The 22,811-nt window shown below is 56.5% G+C and carries 21 protein-coding genes and 2 tRNA genes; 11 read left to right on the top strand and 12 right to left on the bottom strand.

All coding sequences use genetic code 11. The features are described 5' to 3' along the window. Positions 1–130 precede the first annotated feature (130 nt). Entirely contained in the window at positions 131–2,176 is a 2,046-nt protein-coding gene (locus AC2FLG_RS00350) for an ASKHA domain-containing protein (RefSeq protein WP_496704571.1), read from the top strand. Between the two features lie 24 nt (positions 2,177–2,200). Beyond that, positions 2,201–3,058: a class I SAM-dependent methyltransferase gene (locus tag AC2FLG_RS00345; RefSeq protein ID WP_496691211.1), complete on the top strand. Its 858-nt coding sequence runs from the start codon at positions 2,201–2,203 to the stop codon at positions 3,056–3,058. A gap of 1 nt (position 3,059) precedes the next feature. On the opposite strand, the gene AC2FLG_RS00340 is transcribed toward AC2FLG_RS00345, so the two are convergent. The 4 genes from AC2FLG_RS00340 to AC2FLG_RS00325 form a co-directional block, all read right to left on the bottom strand. Continuing rightward, a tRNA-Gly gene (locus AC2FLG_RS00340) sits at positions 3,060–3,133 on the bottom strand. Between the two features lie 132 nt (positions 3,134–3,265). Continuing rightward, positions 3,266–4,327, bottom strand: a complete 1,062-nt coding sequence (locus AC2FLG_RS00335; protein WP_271947214.1) for a methyltetrahydrofolate cobalamin methyltransferase — start codon at positions 4,325–4,327, stop codon at positions 3,266–3,268. A gap of 9 nt (positions 4,328–4,336) precedes the next feature. Then, on the bottom strand, positions 4,337–5,263 hold the full coding sequence (locus AC2FLG_RS00330; RefSeq protein ID WP_496704919.1) for a methylenetetrahydrofolate reductase: 927 nt from the start codon (positions 5,261–5,263) through the stop codon (positions 4,337–4,339). 26 nt (positions 5,264–5,289) lie between these two features. Then, entirely contained in the window at positions 5,290–5,586 is a 297-nt protein-coding gene (locus AC2FLG_RS00325; protein WP_142633696.1) for a virulence factor, read from the bottom strand. A 241-nt stretch (positions 5,587–5,827) separates the two neighbouring features. On the opposite strand from AC2FLG_RS00325, the gene AC2FLG_RS00320 reads away from it, so the two are divergent. Both AC2FLG_RS00320 and AC2FLG_RS00315 read left to right on the top strand, forming a co-directional pair. Then, positions 5,828–6,940, top strand: a complete 1,113-nt coding sequence (locus AC2FLG_RS00320; protein WP_142633694.1) for a Ppx/GppA phosphatase family protein — start codon at positions 5,828–5,830, stop codon at positions 6,938–6,940. Then, positions 6,940–7,656, top strand: coding sequence for an RlmE family RNA methyltransferase (locus AC2FLG_RS00315; protein ID WP_142633692.1), 717 nt, complete (start codon positions 6,940–6,942; stop codon positions 7,654–7,656). The genes AC2FLG_RS00320 and AC2FLG_RS00315 overlap by 1 nt, the downstream gene beginning before the upstream one ends. A gap of 2 nt (positions 7,657–7,658) precedes the next feature. Here the strand turns inward: AC2FLG_RS00315 and AC2FLG_RS00310 are convergent, their stop codons facing one another. Together AC2FLG_RS00310 and AC2FLG_RS00305 are read right to left on the bottom strand one after the other, a co-directional pair. After that, positions 7,659–7,844 (bottom strand): hypothetical protein, encoded by a 186-nt coding sequence (locus AC2FLG_RS00310; protein ID WP_142633690.1) that lies wholly within the window; start codon positions 7,842–7,844, stop codon positions 7,659–7,661. A gap of 120 nt (positions 7,845–7,964) precedes the next feature. Continuing rightward, positions 7,965–8,828, bottom strand: coding sequence for a YihY/virulence factor BrkB family protein (locus AC2FLG_RS00305; protein WP_142633688.1), 864 nt, complete (start codon positions 8,826–8,828; stop codon positions 7,965–7,967). Between the two features lie 174 nt (positions 8,829–9,002). On the opposite strand from AC2FLG_RS00305, the gene AC2FLG_RS00300 reads away from it, so the two are divergent. Continuing rightward, a complete protein-coding gene (locus tag AC2FLG_RS00300; protein WP_496695524.1) occupies positions 9,003–10,064 on the top strand; it encodes an AI-2E family transporter in 1,062 nt (353 codons plus the stop codon). Between the two features lie 59 nt (positions 10,065–10,123). Then, positions 10,124–11,536 (top strand): cardiolipin synthase, encoded by a 1,413-nt coding sequence (cls, locus tag AC2FLG_RS00295; RefSeq protein ID WP_496691207.1) that lies wholly within the window; start codon positions 10,124–10,126, stop codon positions 11,534–11,536. Here the strand turns inward: cls and AC2FLG_RS00290 are convergent. Further along, the gene (locus tag AC2FLG_RS00290; protein ID WP_271947221.1) at positions 11,533–11,967 is read right to left on the bottom strand and encodes an ion channel; all 435 of its coding nucleotides are present in this window, start codon (positions 11,965–11,967) and stop codon (positions 11,533–11,535) included. The two genes, cls and AC2FLG_RS00290, sit on opposite strands and share 4 nt — an antisense overlap. Before the next feature lie 160 nt (positions 11,968–12,127). On the opposite strand from AC2FLG_RS00290, the gene AC2FLG_RS00285 reads away from it, so the two are divergent. From AC2FLG_RS00285 to AC2FLG_RS00275, 3 genes are read left to right on the top strand one after another with little or no spacing between them, the layout of a single operon-like run. Beyond that, positions 12,128–12,775, top strand: coding sequence for an ABC transporter ATP-binding protein (locus AC2FLG_RS00285; protein ID WP_496704569.1), 648 nt, complete (start codon positions 12,128–12,130; stop codon positions 12,773–12,775). Then, entirely contained in the window at positions 12,772–15,186 is a 2,415-nt protein-coding gene (locus tag AC2FLG_RS00280) for an ABC transporter permease (protein ID WP_496704568.1), read from the top strand. Before AC2FLG_RS00285 ends, AC2FLG_RS00280 begins: the two co-directional genes overlap by 4 nt. Then, positions 15,176–16,216 carry a lipocalin-like domain-containing protein gene (locus AC2FLG_RS00275; protein ID WP_496704566.1) on the top strand — a complete coding sequence of 347 codons (1,041 nt, stop codon included), beginning with the start codon at positions 15,176–15,178 and terminating at the stop codon, positions 16,214–16,216. Before AC2FLG_RS00280 ends, AC2FLG_RS00275 begins: the two co-directional genes overlap by 11 nt. A gap of 1 nt (position 16,217) precedes the next feature. Here AC2FLG_RS00275 and AC2FLG_RS00270 read toward each other — a convergent pair whose 3' ends face one another. The 4 genes from AC2FLG_RS00270 to AC2FLG_RS00255 form a co-directional block, all read right to left on the bottom strand. Then, complete coding sequence (locus tag AC2FLG_RS00270) at positions 16,218–16,649, bottom strand: universal stress protein (protein ID WP_496704564.1); 432 nt, start codon at positions 16,647–16,649, stop codon at positions 16,218–16,220. Beyond that, positions 16,646–19,384 carry a TRAP transporter permease gene (locus AC2FLG_RS00265; protein ID WP_496704562.1) on the bottom strand — a complete coding sequence of 913 codons (2,739 nt, stop codon included), beginning with the start codon at positions 19,382–19,384 and terminating at the stop codon, positions 16,646–16,648. Before AC2FLG_RS00265 ends, AC2FLG_RS00270 begins: the two co-directional genes overlap by 4 nt. 101 nt (positions 19,385–19,485) lie before the next feature. Further along, positions 19,486–20,454 carry a TAXI family TRAP transporter solute-binding subunit gene (locus AC2FLG_RS00260; RefSeq protein ID WP_142633669.1) on the bottom strand — a complete coding sequence of 323 codons (969 nt, stop codon included), beginning with the start codon at positions 20,452–20,454 and terminating at the stop codon, positions 19,486–19,488. A gap of 398 nt (positions 20,455–20,852) precedes the next feature. Then, a tRNA-Leu gene (locus AC2FLG_RS00255) sits at positions 20,853–20,938 on the bottom strand. 145 nt (positions 20,939–21,083) lie between these two features. Between AC2FLG_RS00255 and AC2FLG_RS00250 the strand changes: the two genes are divergently transcribed. Beyond that, entirely contained in the window at positions 21,084–21,662 is a 579-nt protein-coding gene (locus AC2FLG_RS00250) for a YqaA family protein (RefSeq protein ID WP_496704560.1), read from the top strand. After that, on the top strand, positions 21,659–22,126 hold the full coding sequence (locus AC2FLG_RS00245) for a disulfide bond formation protein B (protein ID WP_271947233.1): 468 nt from the start codon (positions 21,659–21,661) through the stop codon (positions 22,124–22,126). Before AC2FLG_RS00250 ends, AC2FLG_RS00245 begins: the two co-directional genes overlap by 4 nt. Here AC2FLG_RS00245 and AC2FLG_RS00240 read toward each other — a convergent pair. Beyond that, positions 22,123–22,710, bottom strand: a complete 588-nt coding sequence (locus AC2FLG_RS00240; protein WP_142633663.1) for an HNH endonuclease — start codon at positions 22,708–22,710, stop codon at positions 22,123–22,125. The genes AC2FLG_RS00245 and AC2FLG_RS00240 overlap by 4 nt on opposite strands. Between the last annotated feature and the right edge of the window lie 101 nt (positions 22,711–22,811).

Raw genomic sequence — 22,811 nt, 5'->3', positions numbered from 1 at the left:
TACCTGCTGGTCGATGCTGCGACAAAAAACGACGCAACGCACACAAAACGTGCCGCTGAATGGCCTTTCCCTTTGCGTACAAAACCATATCTTGCCCGACATAGGCGCGAATATAAAAGGCAGGCCAATCATGACCACCGACCCTCTTGTTGTCTTTACCCCATCGGGCAAACGCGGGCACTTTCCCGTAGGCACTCCGGTTCTGACTGCGGCACGGCAACTGGGTGTGGATCTGGATTCCGTTTGCGGTGGACGCGGGATTTGTTCGAAATGCCAGATCACGCCAAGCTATGGCGAGTTTCCCAAGCACGGCGTGACCGTAGCCGACGGTGCACTAAGCGAATGGAACGCGGTTGAACAGCGCTATGACGACAAGCGCGGATTGAAACCCGGCCGCCGTCTTGGATGTCAGGCCACGGTTCAGGGGGATGTGGTGATCGACGTGCCACCAGAAAGCCAGGTGCACCGTCAGGTCGTACGCAAGGCCGCCACAGCACGCGCCATCACAATGGATCCGGCCACCCGGCTGTATTTTGTTGCGGTAGAAGAACCCGACATGCATTCACCAACCGGCGATCTGGAACGTCTGGAACGCGCTCTGCGCGAGCAATGGAACGTCGAGGCCGTTACGGCTGATCTTTCCTTGTTGTCCAAACTGCAGCCCATATTGCGCAAGGGTAAGTGGGAGGTCACCGTTGCGGTGCATAAAGGCCACAAGGACGAGGTCGCACGGATCGTGGAAATCTGGCCTGGATTGCACGAGAACGGACTTTTCGGTCTGGCCATCGACCTCGGCTCTACCACGATTGCAGCTCACCTGACCGATCTGGACACAGGCGAGGTCAAGGCATCTTCGGGCCTGATGAACCCCCAAATCCGCTTTGGCGAAGACCTGATGAGCCGCGTGTCCTACTCGATGATGAACCCCGGCGGCGACAAAGAGATGACCCGAGCCGTACGCGAAGCGATAAACGATCTGACAACATCCATCGCGGATGAGGCCGGGATTGACGCCAACCTGATTGTCGAAACGGTGTTCGTCTGTAACCCGGTCATGCACCATCTGCTGCTTGGGCTGGATCCGGTCGAACTGGGCCAAGCGCCCTTTGCCTTGGCTACGTCCGAAAGCATGTCTTTGCCCGCGCGCGAGATGGATCTGACCAACATGAACCCACGTGCGCAGGTCTACATCCTGCCCTGCATTGCGGGTCATGTGGGTGCGGATTGTGCGGCGGTTGCCTTGTCGGAAGAGCCCGGCAAATCCGAAGATCTGGTTCTGATCGTAGATGTAGGCACCAATGCCGAGATTTTGCTGGGCAATACCAGCCGGGTTCTGGCGTGCTCCTCACCGACCGGCCCGGCCTTTGAAGGCGCGCAGATCAGCTCTGGTCAGCGTGCCGCCCCCGGTGCGATTGAACGGATCGAGATTGATCCTGTCACTAAAGAACCCCGTTTTCGCGTCATTGGGTCCGAGAAATGGTCGGATGAAGAGGGTTTTGATCAAGACATCGCAACCACTGGCATCAGCGGCATCTGTGGATCAGGCATTATTGAAGCGGTGGCGGAAATGCGTATGGCGAGTTTGCTGGATGAAAGTGGCCTGATCGGATCCGCAGAACAAACGGGCACATCACGCAACGTCCCCGAGGGGCGCACCCATTCCTATCTGATCCACGACGCAAGCGCCGAAGGCGGCCCACGTATCACAGTCACTCAGGGCGATATTCGCGCGATTCAACTGGCGAAATCCGCGCTTTATGCAGGCGCGCGGCTTTTAATGGACGAAATGAACGTGGATACTGTCGACCGCATTGTTCTTGCTGGTGCCTTCGGCGCGCATATCTCGACCAAACATGCCATGGTTCTGGGAATGATCCCCGATGCGCCCTTGAACAAGGTCTCAAGCGCGGGCAACGCCGCCGGTACGGGCGCCCGGATCGCCCTTTGCAACATCGGGTCGCGGAGTGAAATTGAACGTGTAGTGCGCGAAATCACCAAGGTTGAAACCGCCATCGAGCCCAAGTTTCAGGATCATTTCGTGGCAGCGAACGCGATACCCCACAAAACCGACCCATTCCCGGAATTGGCACAGGTGGTCACCCTGCCCGCGCCCTCGTTCAACACCGGTGGTGGAGATCAGGAAAACTCTGGCCGCCGCCGTCGCCGGAGGTCATAGTCGCGGCAACCACGGAGGGGTACGATGCAGTCGGTGAATGAGGAACAGGCAGAATACTGGGGAAAATCCGAATCCGGAGCCAAATGGCTGACATATCAGGATCAGTTGGATCAACTGATGGCTTCGGTTCTGGACCTTGTGCTGGAGAATGCCCAGCTTAAACTAGGAATGCATGTGCTCGACATCGGCTGTGGCACTGGCGAAAGCTCTCTTGCAGCCGCGCGATTGGTCGGGCCGGATGGCGATGTTCTGGCCGCCGATATATCGCAAGCGTTTCTTGATCGTGCCAGCGCCCGAGCCTCGGAAAACGGGCTGAGCAACATCAGCTTCCAACATGCTGACGCGCAGATATTCGGGTTTCCTGCCAATCAGTTGGACGCAGCGATTTCACGGTTCGGCGTGATGTTCTTTGACGATTCGGTTGCTGCATTCGCCAATATCGCCCGCGCACTTAAACCTGGCGGGCAGATGACCTTTGCAGCTTGGGGGCCATTGGATGGCAACCCGTGGTTCAAAATACCCCATATTGCTGCGGTAAAACGCCTTGGGCAGCCGCCTCGGGTAGATCGTTACGCGCCGGGTCCGCTGGCGTTTCACGATCTGGATCACGTCACCGGCATGATGCAACAGGCGGGGCTGTCGGACATTCAGGCCCAAGCCATCTCCGTAAATCTGCCCGGCGCTGGCGGGTCAGAGGAAATAGCCGCCTTGTGCACCCGCGTCGGCCCCGCCGCGCGAACCATCGCGCATTTCGAAGGCACCGAACAGGACGCAGCAGCAATCCAGCACGAGGTCTGTCAGGAATTCGCCCAGTTCACATCCGAAACCGGCCTGCACATCCCGGCGGTGATAAACCTGTATCAAGCGCGTCGATCGAACTGAATGGAGCGGGTAGCGGGAATCGAACCCGCGCGTTCAGCTTGGGAAGCTGACAGGCTACCATTACATCATACCCGCCGCTGCTAGCTGAATATCACCGGTACAAGATCAGGTTCAAGCGGTTTTGATCCAAACCGTCAGGCTATTTGCGACGGCGAAGACAAAAAAGGCCGGATCAAAAGATCCGGCCAGAATGTTGTTTTATATCACTTATGCGCGACGGCGACGGCCACCGCCACGACGACCACCACCAGTGCCCTCGGCACCGGCTTCGCTGGGGGCTTTGTTGAACTTGATCCAAGCGCCGCCATGCGGATCGTTGTTGGTCAGCAGGTTGGCGGCGCGGATGGCCTCCATCTCTTTGCCCGCGCGCGGCAGGGTCGAGCCCAGACCAAACAGCTGGCAGAAGGTCTCATCATCCATGTCCGCAGGCAGGATGATGCCTTTGGCCTCAACCTCAGCCTTCTTCTCGGCCAGTTTCTTGGGACCAACCGGCAAGGCAACGGGGTTCATGATCGCTGAGGTCATGCCGGCGCCCATCGCCATCGGTAGGAAGGCGTTGTTGATACCATGGCGGTTCGGCAGGCCGAACGAGACATTGGACGCCCCGCAAGTGGTGTTCACGCCCAGTTCCTCACGCAAACGACGAACTAGAGCAAACACCTGCTGACCGGCAGTTGCCATTGCGCCAATAGGCATCACCAGCGGATCGACCACGATGTCATGGGCCGGGATGCCGAAATCAGCGGCCCGTTCGACAATCTTTTTGGCCACTTCGAACCGCACATCGGGGTCTTCCGAAATCCCTGTATCGTCATTTGAGATCGCCACCACAGGGACATTGTATTTCTTGACCAGCGGCAGAACCAGCTCCAGACGATCTTCTTCGCCTGTGACCGAATTCAACAGAGGACGGCCCTCTGCCGCCTCAAGACCCGCTTCCAGAGCTCCCGGAACTGATGAATCGATACACAGCGGCACTTCGACCAGCCCCTGCACCATTTCAACGATCTTGCGCATCAGCGGCGGCTCGGTCTCGTTCGGATTGGGGTTCGAGTTATAGACAACGCCCGCATTGATATCCAGAACGGTCGCACCGGCCGCAACCTGCGCGATGGCGTCCTTTTCGACGGTCGAAAAATCGCCTGCTTCCAGTTCCGCCGCCAGTTTCTTGCGGCCTGTCGGGTTAATCCGCTCACCGATCACGCAGAACGGTTCGTCAAAGCCCAGGACGGCGGTTTTTGTTTTTGATTCTACGACTGTACGGGTCATGTCCGATCCTTAGGAGTTTACAGGCTTTGCCGAGGCGCCGCCGTTGTTGATGGCCCAGTTGGCGTTGGTCTTGATGCCGCCAAGCGGGAAGAAGTGTACGTTTGTGATGTTGAAATCCGGGTTGGCCGCTTTGTGGTTGGCCAGCTCGGTGATCACATCCGTCGGCTCATAAGGCAGCAGCAGCTTGGACACGTCCATGGCGCGCTTTTGCAGAACCTTCAGCGATGGACCAACGCCGCAGGCGATGGCGAATTTGATCAGTGTTTGCAGTTTTGCCGGACCGGCGATGCCGATATGAACCGGAATGTCGATCCCCGCCTCTTTCAGGCTGTCGGCCCAGGCGATGATCGGTTTAGCGTCAAAGGCGAACTGAGTGGCCAGCGCCATTTCGGCATCTGTGGTCTCAGAGAACTTCTGTTTCCAACGCAGCGCGTCATCGACATTCTTGGTCGATCCGTCAGGGTCGATGTCCTTGTTGCCTTCAGGGTGGCCAGCGACGTGCAGACGCTTGAAGCCCGCTTTGTCGAACAGGCCGGATTCCAGCAGCTGCATCGAGCTGTCGAAATCACCATGAGGATTCGCGACACCACCGGCCAGCAACAGCGCCTGATCCACACCTGCTTCACCCTGGTACATGGAAATCCAGTTTTCCAGCGTCGCCGTGTCTTTAATGATCCGCGCCGGGAAATGCGGCATAACAGGATAGCCGTCCGCCGCGATGCGCTTGGCGGTCTTGACCATGTCTTCGATCGGAGTGCCTTCGATATGGGCAATATAGACGCGTGTGCCTTCAGGCAACAAAGCGCGAAAATCCTCGACCTTCTCGGCGGTGCGCGGCATCACCTCAATCGAATAGCCCTGCAGGAAGGCTTCGACGGTTGGATTTACCGGACCGTTTTCGGCGGCATCACGTTTCTTGAAGTTCAGCAAAGCCATAGCGGCCTCCCATATAGATTTCGAGCTCATGCCCAACCGTCATTGGCGATCAGAGCCTTGATACGGTCCTGATCATATTCCGTTTCCAAACGCACAGCCTGCTGTTCGGCAATTTCGGACGGATCGCCCTCAACCGCGAAAGGCGCGGCCTTGCGCCATTCGGCCAGATAGGCATCGCTATCCTTGGCGTTCACCTTCATGGCGGCGCGGTCAATGGCTTGCTCGAACCGTTCTTCCAACTGCCGTTTTGCGCCCCGGCGGCCCTTGCCTACGATGACTTGGGCGGGAATGTCGCGCCAGTATACGATGGTGACGTCAGGCATCTGCTTTGATTCCTCCTAACCAGATGGACCGGTTCTAAACTTCAATGTGGTCGCAGGTCGGTCGATTTTCGACACAAGGCGCATTTCAAACGACGTTTTCACCTACAACGGGATACACGGCTTGTAACGAATTGTTCCTATAAACCTCACCTCAAAATTCTCATCACTTTAATGAGTATCTTGCACGAACCAAAAGGCCGACCTATGGTCGGGGTAACTCGTAAATCGGAGGGCGTTGAAGATGGCGCCCAAGCGTCCCAAAGGTGCGGGCGCGTTCCCGAAGGCGGTCGAAAGCCCCGCGCCGGCAAGACCCGATCCTGATGCGCTTTATGCCGCGCTGGATTTGGGAACAAATAGCTGTCGCATGTTAATTGCCCAGCCCAAGGGCAGCGGGTTTCATGTGGTGGACAGTTTCTCTAAATCCGTGCAGTTGGGCGCGGGCTTAGAGCGGACGGGGCGTTTGTCTCGGTCGTCGATGGCGCGCACCATTCAGGCGTTGCGCATTTGCCAGCAAAAGCTGAAACGCAACAAGGTCAAGCGGATGCGTCTAGTCGCAACCGAGGCTTGTCGCCGTGCAAAAAATTCACGTGAATTCATTCGCCAGGTAAAGGGTGAAACCGGGTTGACGCTTGAGATCATCCAGCCCGAGGAAGAAGCGCGTCTGGCCGTAATATCCTGTGCCCCACTGGTGTCCACTAAGACAGAACAGTTGTTGGTTGTGGATATTGGCGGCGGTTCGACAGAGCTTGTCTGGATCGACATATCCTCGCTTCCGCGTCGGGATCGCCCGGCGGCGATTATGCGTCTGCATAATGGATTTCATACAACAGACAGCCCGTTTCCCGCGGCCAAGGTTGTGGATTGGATCAGTGTTCCCCTCGGCGTTGCGACGCTGCGCGATCAGTTCCATGACGTCGAAGATGATGCGGCGCGGTTTGCTTTGATGAGCTGGTTTTTCGAAGAAAACCTGGCCGATTTTGCGCCTTATAAGGATGAACAAGCCCGCGAAGGTTTTCAGATCGTCGGCACCAGTGGCACGGTTACGACAGTCGCAGCCTCACATCTGGGATTGAAGCGGTATGACCGGACCAAGGTAGACGGTTTGCGCATGACAAGCGATCAGATTGACAAAGTGATACGCGGGTATCTAGAACTCGGCCCACTGGGGCGGCGGAGAGATCCGCGTATCGGCGATGACCGCCAGGCCCTGATCATGTCCGGCTCGGCCATATTGCAGGCTTTGTTACGATGTTGGCCAACCGACCGTCTTTCAGTGGCGGACCGGGGGCTGCGCGAAGGCCTGCTTTATGCGCAGATGAGCGCGGACGGTGTATTGGAAGACGGACCGTTCTGATGGCGAAGACACCTACTGGCAAAAACAATTCGGGCCGCGGGCAGCGCGACCTGAAGGTTAAGGTCAAAACCGCCCGCGGGCGCAAAATCAGCTCGACCCGGTGGTTGGAACGTCAGCTGAATGACCCCTATGTCAAGCGTGCGCAGGTCGAAGGCTATCGTGGGCGGGCGGCGTTCAAGATTTTGGAACTGGACGATAAATTCCGCTTCCTGGTTCCAGGTGCGCGCATCGTCGATCTGGGTTGCGCCCCAGGAGGCTGGCTGCAGGTTGCGGTCCAGCGCGTTAATGCATTGGGTGAGAAAAGCGGTAAGAAAATCGGCACTGTTCTGGGTGTCGACATACAAGAGGTCGAACCGGTGGCCGGGTCCGAGGTTCACCAGTTGGACTTTATGGAGGACGATGCCGACCAGAAGGTCAAAGACTGGTTGGGTGGCAAAGCTGACGTGGTGATGTCAGATATGGCTGCTGCGTCCTCGGGGCATAAACAAACCGACCATTTGCGGATCATGGCCTTGTGCGAAACCGCCGCCTATTTCGCCTTTGATGTGCTTGAACAGGGCGGCACATTTGTCGCCAAAGTTCTGGCCGGAGGAGCCGAAGGGGATCTGCAGAAGATTCTGAAACAGAAGTTTGACAAGGTAGCGCATGTTAAACCACCGGCATCCCGCGCCGACAGTTCGGAAAAATTCGTTGTGGCAACAGGATTTCGCGGCTGAAGTTAATCTGCGAAGTCAGCCAGAGATCGCGCAAGGCGCTGTTCACGCAGCGAAGATATTGCGTTTCCTTGCAACAACAATGCCTCACCGTGACTGATATCCGTCGCCGGTTTGGCCCGTAATTCTTCAATCCGCCGGGTCAGCGACGATGGATTTTGCGATTTCGCGCTTTCGGGCAGTTTGGTCATGAGGCCTCACCTTGATGCGTACGGGGTCACAGTCCATGCAGTTTGGGTAAGAAACGTGCCGATTTCATGACGCAAACCGGGCTTTGAATTGCTATTTCACAACCCCAGCCACCCTGCCCTTCAGGTTTGTCCGTTACTTTGATCCTGCAAATCCATCAGCGCGCCGTTGAATTCAGCGCCCAGAATCAGGATGGCCGCGCATAGATACAGGAAAATCAACGCAGCCATCGCCCCCGCAAGACCAGCATAAGTAGCGCTGTACGAGGCGAACTGTCCGATATAGATCGAAAAGCCCCAACCGCCCATCGCCCACAGAGCGAGTGTCAGTACAACGCCCGGAAGGATTTGCCACAGCCGATGGCGGCGCGTCGGCAGCACAAGATGTGCAACGATAACCGTGCCCGCAGGAACCGCGACAGTAAAGGTCCAGCGCAATCGATCCACAGACAACCAGTCTGACACGTTAACATCCGTCTTTTCGGACACGAGGCGCGTGTAGACCGGCAAGACGACTTCGACGGCGGCGATGGCCAGAATGGCCGCCCCGCCAACAATCACCAATCCCAGGCACAGCAAGCGTGTCTTCCAGAATGGCCAGGCGTCATGATCATGATAGGCCTGGTTCATGGCCGCCCGCACCGCAACGACGCCGTTTGAGGCAAAGAAAATGGCCAGCAAACCGCCCAGGGTAATTACCCCCGAACCTGATTCCGCCAGGACCGAGCGCAACTCTCCCACAATCGGGCCGGCGACATCTTTTGGCCAGGCGCCAAAGATCAGTTCGATCAGCTCGTCCGTGACATAATCCTGAGACAGCGTACCAGCCAGTGCCACAGTGAACAGAACAAACGGAAACAGGGCCAGCATCAGGGACATGGCAACGTGGCTGCTCATGACCATGCCGTTTTTGGCCCCAAATCGCCCCAAGGCCAGCCAAAGGGCTCGAATTACTCTTCCAGTCAGGGGAATCAAACTTGTCGTCATCCGAAAACTCTACCCTGACTGTATTCGAACCAGAACCGGCAAAACCCGACTGGACGCAATTAACCAACTCCAAATGTTTGGTTGCATTGCATAATCCCTTTGTCCCGTGCAGGATCGAAACGGAACCTACACAAAGCCGGGCGAAAAATGCCAACCAGCGACCAGGACCCAAGCATGCCGAACAGGTTGCGCCTATCGGTTGTCCGCGACACCGCGATTGTCGTGTCACTGATCGTATTGGGGCTTTATGCAGGTTCCGCTTTTCTGATCCCGCTGACCATGGCCTTGCTGATCAACGTCCTGATCATCGCGCTGAGTGACCGGGTTATTGCGCTGACCAAGGCTCCGGTCTGGTTGGCTAACCTGGCTGGAGTGACCGTGGTTTTGGTCGGGTTGTTCATGATCATGTATATTCTGGGCAATCAGGCGACGCAGTTTGCACGCTCGATCAATACATACGAAAGCCAGTTCGACGAGGCCGTTAACCGCATAAACGACCTTGTGGGCAACGATATCACGGCCTTCATCAGGGACAATCTGGTCAACATTGATATGTCTTTCGTCGCCCGGATGTTGCTGGGCAGTGCGACGTCCTTGCTGAACCAGTTTTTCCTCATCAGCCTTTACGTTGCCTTCCTGATGGCCGAACGTCTGGCGTTCCGAAAAAAGATCCGTATGGCCGCCGGTGACCCTAAAACCGGTGCCGAGTTCGCTTTGGTTCTGGACGCGATTTCCTTTAGTCTGCAGCGTTATGTCGGAGTGAAGACCTTTATCAGCCTGATAACGGCTGGAATCAGCTATGTGGTCTTCAAAACCCTTGGTCTTGAGTATTCCGAGACATGGGCCGTGCTGACCTTTGCCTTGAATTTCATACCCTCGATTGGGTCAATTATTGCGGTTCTGTTTCCAGCCGCGATTGCACTGGTTCAATTTGAAAGTATCGGGCCGTTTCTGATCATAGTTTTCGGCTGTGGCACACTTCAGTTCATGATCGGTAATTTTCTGGACCCGGCCATGCTGGGCCGATCGCTGAACATGTCGACATTTCTGGTCATTCTGGCACTTATGTTCTGGACCACGGTCTGGGGTCTGATCGGAGCCTTCCTGAGCGTTCCGCTGACCGTCTGCATCCTGATCATCTTCAGCCATATTCCCGCATTGCGCCCGATCGCAATTTTAATGTCCCTGAATGGTGAACTCGGCGACGAAGGGCCGCCATCGGGGAATACAGTCTGAACAGGTCAATCCCCAATGCAACTTGAAACACTAAGGAAAATGCCAGGATCGAATCCTCCATGCTGACACTCTTTGTTTCCCTCTTTGTCCTATGTTTGTACCTGACCGCCGCGGTCTTTTCGATACGCGCGGCTCAAACAGCGCGCACACCGCAGGGTGCCGTGGGATGGGTGGTGTTTTTGATCTCGGCGCCGATAGCTGGCGTACCGCTGTACTTGTTTCTGGGACATCATCGTTTTCGCGGGTATCGCATGGCCCGAAAGCACGCTGAGACTGTTGTCGAAGGGATAAAGAGCTTTGCGGATTTTTCGCGCCCAGATCCGGGCATGATTACGATCAACCCACTCCCTTTCGAAGAGCTTGCGCATCTACCCATATCACGCGGCAACGGTGCAGAATTGCTTGTCGATGGGCAGGCAACCTTTGACGCTATCTTTCAGGCTATCGACGCGGCTCAGGACTATGTGCTTGTCCAGTTCTACATCGTGCGTGATGACGGATTGGGGCGGCAACTGCAAAGCAAACTGATCGCCGCCGCAGAGCGCGGTGTGCAAGTTCGCTTTATGACCGACGCCGTGGGCAGTTATGGCCTACCGACAAGCTACATCACGTCGCTGCGCGCGGCGGGAATTCACGTTGCCGGTCAGCATGAAAAGCGCCATCCAGGACAGCGATTTCAGCTAAACTATCGCAATCACAGGAAAACGGTGATCATTGACGGTGAAATCGGCTTTATCGGCGGCCACAATGTCGGCGACGAATATCTCGGTCAGTCCGCAAAGTTCGGACATTGGCGGGACACACACATAAGGCTGACTGGACATATCGTGCGCCAACTACAACTGATCTTTACAGAGGACTGGTACTGGGCGCATCAAGAAGACCTGATAGATCAACTGGCCTGGGCGGGTCAGGAATCTGATCAGGACATGAACGCCCTTCTCGTCGCCACAGGTCCGGGGGACGAAACCGAAACCGGCGCCATGATGTTCTTTTCTGCAATCACGGAAGCAAAGGAACGATTGTGGATCGCATCCCCCTATTTCGTTCCTGATATCGACATCATGACCGCACTACGCCACGCTGCAATGCGCGGGGTAGATGTTCGCATTCTGGTTCCCGACGTGATTGATCACCGCTTACCTTGGCTGGCGGCCTTTGCCTATTTCGACGAGATCAGGGAATGCGGCGCGCGGGTCTACCGGTACACCAATGGGTTCATGCATCAAAAAGTATTTCTGGTGGACGACACTCTGACCGCTGTTGGCACCACCAATCTGGACAATCGTTCTTTCCGCCTGAATTTTGAGGCGATGGCCCTGTTCTTTGACAAGGACGCGGCCCATGCGGTTCACAACATGCTGCTGATGGACTTTGAATCCAGCTATGAGCTGGACAAAACCTTGCCCGAACAACCGGCCTATATTCGGTTCGGCTCGCCTCTGGCGCGGTTGTTCGCACCAATCCTTTAAAGGATCGACTCTTCCTGCAGCACCCGCGACATGACCGCGACCAAAAAGGCTGTGGACAGCCCAAATGCCAAAAGCCCGGTGACCGAGGCAAAGGCACCAAAAATGCGCAGCCCGTCGTCCAGAACAATGTCGCCGTAGCCCAGCGTTGTGAACGTAACCAGAGAGAAATACAGCGCCGAGTTCCAGTCCGCCAGAACATCCCCAAAGACCCAGACAATCGCCCAAAGCCAGACCTGAAAGGTATGGATCATCACGATAAAAATCAGCGCGATAGTCAGCGGGCTTGCAATGGTGACGAACCTTTTGCTTTTTTCCAGTTTGATCGACATTACCCGGATGATCTGCATGCACCAGGTCAGCAGGGCAATTTCGATCAAAAAGCAGATACCCAAATAAACGCTTCCCCAGATAATCTGCTCGGATAAGGTCACCGGCGCCCATCCCCTCTGTTTTTAAGTCTCGTCACAATCGCTTCAAATGCAGGATTGGGCAACCCTGCGTCTGCGACGAATGGAAACGATAGCGCCATTGAACTGGACACCGCTTCGGTCGGCTGCAAATTGTGAGTGGCAGAATACAGGGCGCCTATGAATGCTGCTTACAATAACTGATGTCCAAAAATCATATGCAAACGGTCGACCGATTTTGAACGGAGTATCTCTGTCGTTAGACCATGGCCAAACGCTTGCCCTAACCGGGGAAAGTGGCAGTGGCAAAAGCACGCTTCTAAATCTCGCAGGTGCGCTGGACATATTCGATGCGGGCGAAATCTCACTGGGCGGAACCAACCTGTCCACACTAGACGATACCGGGCGCGCAGCCCTTCGGCGCGAGCGTGTGGCGCTGGTATTCCAACAGTTCAATCTGATCCCGTCGTTGACGGTCGGCCAAAACCTGTCCTTCCATGCCAGGCTTGCCAGTAAACATGATCCGGACTGGTGCGATCATCTTGCTGACAAACTGGGATTGCGGGACCTGCTGGACCGCTTTCCCGAGAACCTGTCAGGCGGCCAGCAGCAACGCGTTGCCATCGGGCGCGCGCTTGCGCCGCGCCCCAGTCTTTTGCTCGCGGATGAACCAACAGGAAATCTGGATGAGGTCGCAAGTACCAATGTATTGGATTTGATGCTTGCGCTGGTCGCCGAAACCAGCGCAGCCCTGCTTTTGGTGACACATTCGCAGGACATAGCAGCCCGTCTGGACCAACAGGTTCGCCTGTCCGGCGGTCATATCTCGTGACTTTGGCCATCACACAGGCGTTGGTGTCGCACTGGCGTGCCCATTGGCTTCAGCTGTTAACCTTGTTGACCGGCATTGCGCTTGCGACCGGGCTGTGGTCGGCAGTTCAAGCCATAAATTCCGAGGCCCGGGCAAGCTATCAACGGGCCAATGATCAGCTCTCATTTGGTCAATACGATGAATTGCACGCCACCTCGGGGAATTTGACGATCGACCATTATGTCAGCTTGCGTCGGGCTGGCTGGCAGGTCGCTGCGGTGCTTGAGGGGCGTTGGCGCCATAGCGGGCGCAATCTGCAGGTCATGGGGGTCGACTTGGTCGCCTTTCCACCCCTACCGGCCCTCAGCCGTTTGGAACAAAGCGATACGCCGCCCGATCCCGCAGATATGCTCACCGCGCCGGGCAGGATAATAGTCGCGACGGAACTGGCCCAGATTCTGGCGCAGGCAAGCGACCTGCCCACGATCCTGTCCAGCGACGCGCTGCCGCCCGATCTGGTCTTTACCGATATTGGCGTTGCCGAACAGCTGCTTGACAAAAAGGGGCAGATTTCACGTCTGGTCATCCTGCCTGATCAACCCCGAGCGATCCCGCCGCTTGAGCAGATCGCTCCTGATCTGACACGAATTGCAGCCTCAACCAGATTGGACACGGCACAACTGACAGAGAGCTTCCACCTCAACCTCTCTGCCTTCGCGCTTTTGTCCTTTGCCGTCGGGCTGTTCATCGTCCATGGCACCGTCGGGTTGGCTTTTGCGCAGCGCCGAGCAATTATCAGAACAATACGTGCGCTGGGCGTTCCGATGCGTCAGATCGTATGGATCATTCTGGCCGAGCTTTCGCTGCTGGCCCTGATTGGAGGGGGCGCCGGTCTGGTACTGGGTTTCCTGCTGGCCGGGGCCTTGCTGCCCGACGTGGCATCCACACTACGCGGGTTGTATGGTGCACCAGTTGAAGGTCAGCTATCGCTTCAACTGCACTGGGTTCTCGCGGGCTTGGCCATGGCCCTGTTCGGAACGCTCTTGGCCAGTTCTCAGGCTTTGTTCCGATTGGCTCGGCTGCCGCTGTTATCAAGCCCGGGTCCGCAGGCCTGGCGGGGGGATGACACTGCAACCAAAAGATTGGCACTGATCGGAGTATTCCTGATTGGGTTGGGGATCGTTTCAATCTTTGTGGCCGACGGTTTGGTCGCAGGGTTCGTGCTGGTTGCCGGAATCCTGACGGGTTCTGCGTTGATTTTACCGTTTCTCTTGCTGATCGCAGTATCCGGACTTCAGAAGCTACAGAACGGCCCGGTCAGACAATGGGTATTCGCCGACATGCAGGCGCAACTGCCCGGTCTCTCTTTGGCCCTGATGGCATTGATGTTGGCATTGGCCGCGAACATCGGCGTGGGCACCATGGTGTCGAGTTTCCGGCTGACATTTACCGGGTGGCTTGACCAACGACTGACATCAGAACTGTATATAACCGCATCCGACGAACAACAGGCGCAGGACATCAAGAAATGGCTGCTGCCTCAGATCGACGCCGTTTTGCCGATCCGCAGCGTCGAGCTGGCGCACGGAAGCGGCCCCTTGTTTCTTTACGGGGTGGTGAACAATCCGGTATATCAAGAAAACTGGCCGCTGATCGCCTCAGTGCCCGGAGTATGGGATCAGGTGATGTCCGGAACCGCCGTTCTGATCAACGAACAGCTTGCGCGCAGATCCAGTCTGTGGCCCGGAGATCAAATCACGCTCCGCCCGGGTCACAAGCTGGTCATTGCAGGGGTCTATTCTGATTATGGCAATCCAACCGGACAAGCCATCGTGTCGATGGAGCTTTTGGAAGACATCGCACCCAATACCGAGGAACGGCGATATGGCGTTCGCATGCCCCCTGATCAAGCCAGCGATGTTGCCGAAAGGCTTCGGGCGGAATTTGACCTTCCTCCGCAGGCAGTCGTTCATCAAGCTGACATGAAGGCCCGATCCACGGAAATCTTCGAAGACACATTTGTGGTGACCTCTGCGCTGAATATCCTGACGCTCGGGGTTGCTGGATTTGCAATTCTGACCAGCCTGCTGACGCTTTGGACGCAACGGCTTCCACAGATCGCGCCGGTCTGGGCGCTTGGCCTGACGCGGGCGCAGCTGGCGCGGTTTGAACTGACGCAGAGCGTGCTTCTCGCCTCTCTGACCGCTGCGCTGGCCTTGCCGCTTGGGTTGGTTCTGGCCTGGACGTTGCTGACGGTCATCAATGTCGAGGCGTTTGGCTGGCGGTTACCAATGTACCTATTCCCAAGCGACTGGTTCTATCTATTTCTTCTGACCTTACTGGCCGCTGTTATCGCCGCTGCGGTTCCAGCCCTTCGGTTGCTGCGCATCCCGCCTGCCGAGTTGTTAAGAGTGTTTGCCAATGAACGCTAAAGCCTGGTTCCTAATTCTGGCCCTGCTATTGCCCGCCCAACTTCGGGCGCAGGGCTTTGCCGGTCTTGGAGGTGAGGCCGACGGGTTCGACGTCCCCCAGCTTGGGTATCAGTTGAGCTTTCCGCAGGATCACGGTCCCCATCCCACTTTCAAGATCGAATGGTGGTATCTGACCGCGAACCTGAAAGGAGAAGACGGGCGCGATTACGGAGTGCAATGGACTTTGTTCCGCTCGGCGCTGAAACCCTATGAAGAGCAATCCTGGCAAAGTCCGCAGTTGTGGTTGGGCCATGCCGCCTTGACCACCCCTGATGCCCATTACTTTGCTGAACGCCTGTCGCGGGGCGGTATCGGTCAGGCCGGGGTCACCGCCACCCCATTCGAAGCCTGGATCGACGAATGGTACATGCGCGGACCCGACTTTAATGCGCTGAAGATTAGGGCCAACGGTTCCGATTTCGGCTACAATCTGTCACTGCGCGCAACGGGGCCTTTGGTCTTTCACGGCAATGCCGGGTATTCGGTCAAATCTGCGCAGGGGCAGGCAAGCCATTACTACTCACAGCCGTTTTTCGACCTGACAGGCACCCTGCATCTGCCGGATGGGGATGTTGCGGTAACCGGACAGGGATGGCTGGACCGGGAATGGTCCTCGCAACCTTTGGCCGAGGATCAAAGCGGATGGGATTGGTTCTCGCTCAGCTTTGAGGGCGGCGACAAGCTGATGGCCTTTCGCCTGCGCGGAGAGGCCGACGATTTCACCTCTGCCACCTGGATTGGCAAGGATGGCGAAACCACCGCGCTTGACGATGGTTTCGTCTTTTTTGAACCGCTCCAGACCGCCCAAGTTGCCGACCGGGATATCCCGGTTGAATGGCGCGTCACACTCCCTGCCCGTGGAGTCGATGTTGTGGTCAGCGCCCTGACACCCAAGGCCTGGATGGCGACCCGTTTCGCCTATTGGGAAGGGCCTGTCACGGTCTCAGGCAGCCACGCGGGACGTGGCTATCTTGAGATGACCGGGTATTAGATCACCGTACTACGTAGACCGAGACCGTCGAATGCCGCACAACCCGCGCGGCATTCGGACCCAGCAGGTAATCCTTGAAGTCCGGCTTATGTGCGCCGATGACGATCAGGTCGGACCCTGCGCCTTCTGCCGTCTTCAGGATCTCTTGGTAGGCCGTGCCCGTGGCCACCACATGGCGGATCTTTTCATTGCGCTCACTGCCCAATGTTGATGCGCACAGCTCAGTCAGTTGTTTCTGCGCCTCAGCCAAAGCCTTTTCATGGAAATCCGCCTGGAAAAAGCCGGACACCCAGCTTTCTCCAAAATCGGGCAGAACACTGACCACATCCAGCTGCGCCCCCTCCAAATCGGCCAATGCAGCGGCCTTTTGAAGGACCGGGCCATCAATTTTGCCATTGCTGATATCAACAGCACACAGAACAGAACGTGTCATGCGGGCACCCCTTGTCTGGCGGCACGGCCGCGTTGCAGGAAGGCGATCAGACCCAACAGGATCATCGCCGGGATATAGACCAGCTGCTTGGGTGGCTGGCTTGACGGCAGGCTGACCGAGGTCAGGCGCACGGCCTCATCCCCGTAATAGTCGAAGATGCTCAGATCATCGGCAACAGGCGCGCCCAACAGCGGCTCTTCCAGTTTGATCAGACCGTCCTCTTCGATCAGCAGTAGACCCATCGCATCAACCCGTGCAGGACCGCCGTCTTCGTCGCCGACAGAGACGACAACCGTGGTATCCACCATCTCAAGCGTGTCGAAATCCGGGCCGCTGATGACCAGACGTACCTCGGTTCCGGGCGGTGTTTCCCCGATCGTTTCGGTGAAAGCTGCCGGTTCAACGGTCTGATATGGGGGTGAAATCCTGTCCATAAAGTAATCCGGACGGAATAGTGCGAAAGCAACCGCGACCAAGGCAACGCTTTCATAGATCCGGCTGCGGGTCAGGAAGTAGCCCATCGTGCCCGCCGTAAAGACAAGGATCGCTATCGTCGCAAATATCGCAACGATTATCCCTTCGACCCAGGTCACATCAATCAACAGAAGGTCTGTGTTGAAGATGAAGACAAACGGCAACGCGACCGTGCGCAGGCTATAGAAGAAGGCGATGAATCCGGTCTTGATCGCATCGCCCCCCGATACAGCCGCAGCCGCGAAACTGGCCAGCCCCACGGGCGGTGTCACATCCGCCATGATGCCAAAGTAGAAGACGAACAGATGCACCGCGATCAGCGGCACAATCAGCCCGCTCTGCGCGCCCAGCTCCACGACCACACCGGCCATCAAAGAACTGACGACGATATAGTTCGCAGTGGTCGGCAGGCCCATGCCCAGGATCAGGCTGAGGATACCGACCATGATCAGCATCAGGATCAGATTGCCACCCGACAGGAACTCGACCAGATCGGCCATCACCTGGCCCACACCGGTCAGGGTCACGGTACCAACGATCACACCCGCCGTGGCCGTCGCCAGCGCAATACCGATCATGTTGCGCGCGCCGTCGATCATGCCCTGCCACAGATCCGCGACACCGTCGATGAACGCGTTGTAGAGGTTGCTTTGCCCCCGGAACATCGCCTTCAGCGGTTTCTGCGTCAGCAGGATCACGAACAGCAAGGACGTGGCCCAAAAGGCCGAAAGACCGGGCGATTTCTGTTCAATCATCAGGAAATAGACCAGCACGATGATCGGCAGAAGGTAGTGCAGGCCCGCCTTGTAGATCTCGCTAATGACCGGCAGCGTCACCTCTTTGGCATTCGGGACATCGGGTTCCAGATCGGGCACCTGTGCGGCCAGATACAGCAGCGCCACGTAAATTGCGCAGATGATGAGGCTGAGGACCAGACCGGCCGAGTTCGGCATCCAATTTGTCACTGCTTCCACAGGGAATTGAGAGCCATAGCAGAGCCCAGCAAAAACAATGAAGAACGAGAACATACCAACCACGGTACGTGCCAGCTTCACTTCGCGATCGCCCAATGTGGGCATGTTCCGCTTTACGGCTTCGAGATGCACGATATAGACCAGAGCAATGTATGAGATCGCCGCTGGCAGGAAGGCGTGGGTGATCACCTCGACATAGGAAATACCCACATATTCTACCATCAAGAAAGCTGCAGCGCCCATGACGGGTGGCATGATCTGCCCGTTCACCGAACTGGCGACCTCGACCGAACCTGCTTGTTCGCTGCTGAACCCAACACGTTTCATCAATGGAATGGTGAAGGTACCAGTGGTCACAACGTTTGCGATGGACGAGCCCGAGATCAGACCGGTCGCAGCTGAGCCCACAACCGCCGCCTTGGCGGGGCCGCCGCGCAGGTGACCCAGCGCGCCAAAGGCCATCTTGATGAAATAGTTCCCTGCCCCGGCCTTATCCAACAAGGCGCCAAACAGAACAAACAGGAATACAAACTTGGTCGAAACACCCAAGGCGATACCGAACACGCCCTCGGAGGTGATCCACATATGGCTCATCGCCTTTTTCAGGCTGGCGCCCTTCCACTGGATAACCTCCGGCAAGCCAAAGACGATCATGGCACCGACGATTAAAATGGGAATAGCGAGGGCTATGCTTACAAAACGATAGGCCAGATAGGACGCGACAACCAATCCCGCGGCAGCCGCCCATCTAAACAAGTTGTTTTCTATTCCAGAACCTGATCCGAAGAAGACATAGGCCAGAAAGATCGTCGCAATGATCGCCATCGCCGGGCCAAGTGCACGACGCGCGGCCTCGAACAACAGCAACAGACCGCCCAGAGCGATCCATTTGTCTGTATCGTCTGCCAGCCCTCCGGCATCAACGATCTTGGTGTAGAAGAAATATCCGTACAGCGCCACAAACGCGCCCAGAAGGCCCATGATCCAATCCTGCACAGGGATATAATCCCGTGGGCTGGATTTCAGCGCCGGATAGGCTGCAAAGGCCAGAAACATCGCAAAGGCCAGGTGAAACTGACGCGAATTGTTAACCACGCTGCCGGGCAACACATAGTTCGCCAGGGGCGAAGCAAGTACGACCTGAAAGATCGACCAGATCGCCGCCACGATCGCAAGGAAAACGCCTACATTCCCAACCGGATTACGCCCTCCGGCATCTGAAGATGCGACCAGATCCTGTAGTTCTTCTTCGGATAGCGGGCGGTTCGATTGTGTCTCGGAACTCATGAAAATGTCTCCCCGTCGTGGCCATTTGCGGCCTTCTGAATCACCCGCTTGATACGGGTTTTGTGCGGGGCGCCCGACGGGCACCCCGCGTCAGGTCTGGCTTATTGAATCCAGCCTTTTTCTTTATAGTACTTCTCGGCACCCGGATGCAGCGGGGCTGACAAGCCGTCCGCGATCATCTCTTCGGGCTTGAGGTTGGCAAATGCCGGGTGAAGCTTTTTGAAGTCATCGAAGTTCTCGAAAACCGAGCTGACAACCGCATAAACCGCATCATCCGACACATCCGCCGAAGTCACGAAGGTCGCGCCAACGCCGAATGTCGCTGTATCACCATCCGACCCGCGGTACATGCCGCCGGGAATGGTAGCAGTACGGTAGAACGAGTTGTCGTTGACCAGCTTATCCACGGCCTCGCCGCTGACATTGACCAGAACCGAGTCGCAAGCCGTGGTGGCTTCTTGAATCGAGCCCGAGGGGTGACCCACGGTATAGACCATTGCGTCAATCTGGTTGTCGCAAAGTGCCGCAGACTGTTCCGCCGCTTTCAGTTCGGTCGCCAGTTCGAAATCGTCAGTGGACCAGCCCATTTCGCCCAGCAGAACCTCCATGGTGCCACGCTGACCGGAACCGGGGTTACCGATATTTACGCGCTTGCCTTTCAGGTCTTCGAAATTGGTCACACCGGAATCGGCACGGGCCACAACGGTAAACGGTTCGGGGTGAACCGAGAAGACGGCGCGCAGGTTTTCAAACGGGCCGGCCTCTTCGAATTTCGAGCTGCCGTTATAGGCGTGGTACTGCCAGTCGGACTGCGCGACACCAAACTCCAGCTCGCCTTCGCGAATGGTGTTGATGTTGTACACGGAACCGCCGGTCGATTCGACCGAGCAGCGCACGCCATGTTCCTTGCGCCCTTTGTTGACCAGACGACAGATTGCACCGCCAGTTGGGTAATACACCCCGGTCACGCCACCTGTGCCGATCGTGATAAACTCTTCGGCATAGGCCGCAGGCGCCATCAGAGCCGCCGTGACAACCGCGCCGAGGCTAAGCTTGCTGCTGTTTTTCATAAGTGAACTCCCATTATTTTTCTGGTGGGAGACACATCAAAGCGCCGGATAAATGGCCCTGCGATATGCAACAACACCCGCTATGCAGCAGGCATATCTTTGATTTTTCAGAATCTCCCAACCCGTAAGAGGTTTCATTCTGAGCATTAGCTTGTCAAGGCCAGCAGGTCACCAAAGCAGGCGTATCCTCAGATTTGACAAGCCCCCCTGAATTTTCCCCGCCTTTGACGCTTTTCTTGTGCATCTGCCCCGCCGTGACCGCACACACATCCAATTATGCACTTTTGACATCGGGAATTCTGACCAGAACGCGAACGTGTGAGTTGGGAATGCGAGCAATTAGAACTACCGGAAAGAAAAAACAGAAGGCAGGTTCCCCTAACCCTCTGTTTTTACTTTGGTACCCAAGGCCGGACTCGAACCGGCACGGTATCACTACCGGGGGATTTTGAATCCCCTGCGTCTACCATTCCGCCACTTGGGCCACGGACACTGAATTAGCGTTCAAAATCGAGAAGGTCCAGAGGCAAAAAACACCCTGATTGAGGAATGTTCCAGCCTGCAAGGTTGACGGCCTGCGGGGCGCATGATTTGGCTTACCCAACACATGTACAGGGAAATTGCACCTGATGCTGCGACCTCTTTATGACTGGACCATTCGTCTGGCAGAACACCCGAATGCCTTGTGGGCGCTGGCTATTGTTTCCTTCATCGAAAGCTCTTTCTTTCCGATACCGCCGGACGTTCTGATGATTCCCATGATCCTTGCCCGACCCTCCCGGGCCTGGCTGATTGCTTCTGTTGCACTGGTAGCTTCGGTTTTGGGCGGAATGTTAGGCTATGCAATCGGCGCGTTCTTTTATGAAAGCCTCGGCCAGCCCATCCTTGAATCCATGGGCAAAGCCCACGCCATGGAAGAGTTCAACACACGGTTCAATGACTTTGGTTTCTGGGCTGTTCTGGCCGCTGGGGTTACGCCTTTTCCCTATAAGGTCATCACCATCATGTCCGGCTGGACAGGGATGCCCCTGGGCACCTTCATTGCCACCTCGATCCTGGCCCGAGCGATCCGGTTCTTCATCGTCGCCGGTCTGCTTTGGGGGTTCGGAGAGCCGATCCGCACCTTCATAGAAAAGCGGCTGGGCCTAATGTTTTCCCTGTTTATCATCCTTCTGTTTGGCGGTTTCCTAGCGGTGAGATTCCTATGACAAGACGAAATTTACTGGTCCTGGTTGCCACGTTTGGATCTGTGGCATTGCTGCTTGGGGCCTTTGCGTTTCAGTATCTCGGCGGGCTTCCACCCTGCAAAATGTGCATCTGGCAACGCTATCCGCATGCTGTCGCCATCCTGATCGGTGCTGCGGCGCTTGCGCTACCTCGGCTGGCGATCCTCCCTCTTTTAGGCGTCATGGCGGCGCTGACCACTGCGGTCATTGGTGTCTATCACGCTGGTGTAGAACGCGGTTTGTGGGAAGGTCCGTCAAGCTGCACATCAAGCAGCATCGGCGGTCTGTCGGCAGAAGAACTGCTGGATCAGATCATGTCGGCACCACTGGTACGCTGTGATGATATTCCATGGGAGTTATTTGGTGTTTCCATGGCCGGATGGAATGCCGCTTTGTCTTTCGTTCTGGTTCTGCTCTGGTTCGCCGCGTGGCGTGAAGGCCGTTAGAGCTCGTCCAGTTCCGCATCCCAATAGAGAAAGTCGATCCAACTGTCATGCAGGTGGTTCGGTGGGAATTTTCGTCCAACGTTGCGCAAAGCCTCAGCATCCGGCTGCCGCGGAGGCTTGCGCAATGTCATTCCTGCTTGCCGCAGTGATTTAGACCCTTTGCGCAAGTTACATGGGCTACAGGCCGCAACAACGTTCTGCCAGCTTGTCACCCCGCCCGCCGCGCGCGGGATCACGTGATCAAAGGTCAGATCCCCACGGCTGCCACAGTATTGGCAGCGGAATTCATCCCTCAGAAATAAATTAAAGCGCGTGAAGGCCACGCGCTTTCTGGGTTTTACATAATCTTTCAGCACAACGACCGAGGGTATTCGTATCTCGGTGCTCGGGCTTCGGACAACTTCGTCATATTCGGCGACGATATCCACCCTGTCCAGCCAGGCAGCTTTTATGGCCTCCTGCCACGGCCAGAGCGATAGTGGATAGTAGGACAAAGGGCGGTAATCGGCGTTCAAAACCAATGCCGGATGATGCTTGAGCGCACCGGGTTCCCTGACAAATTCGGTCCTGAAGTCTCCGTCCATATCAGAATCGCTCCACGCTCTGCTCTGCCTCTTTTGACATCAGAGCGGAGAACCCCCGCCCCGGCCTTAGCTTTACTATATATCGTGTCAAAGCTCTGACA

The organism is Ruegeria sp. CDSA193 (genome assembly GCF_059611885.1).
Note: the sequence above shows the minus strand (reverse complement) of the source record. Positions and strands in the feature narration are given on the sequence as shown.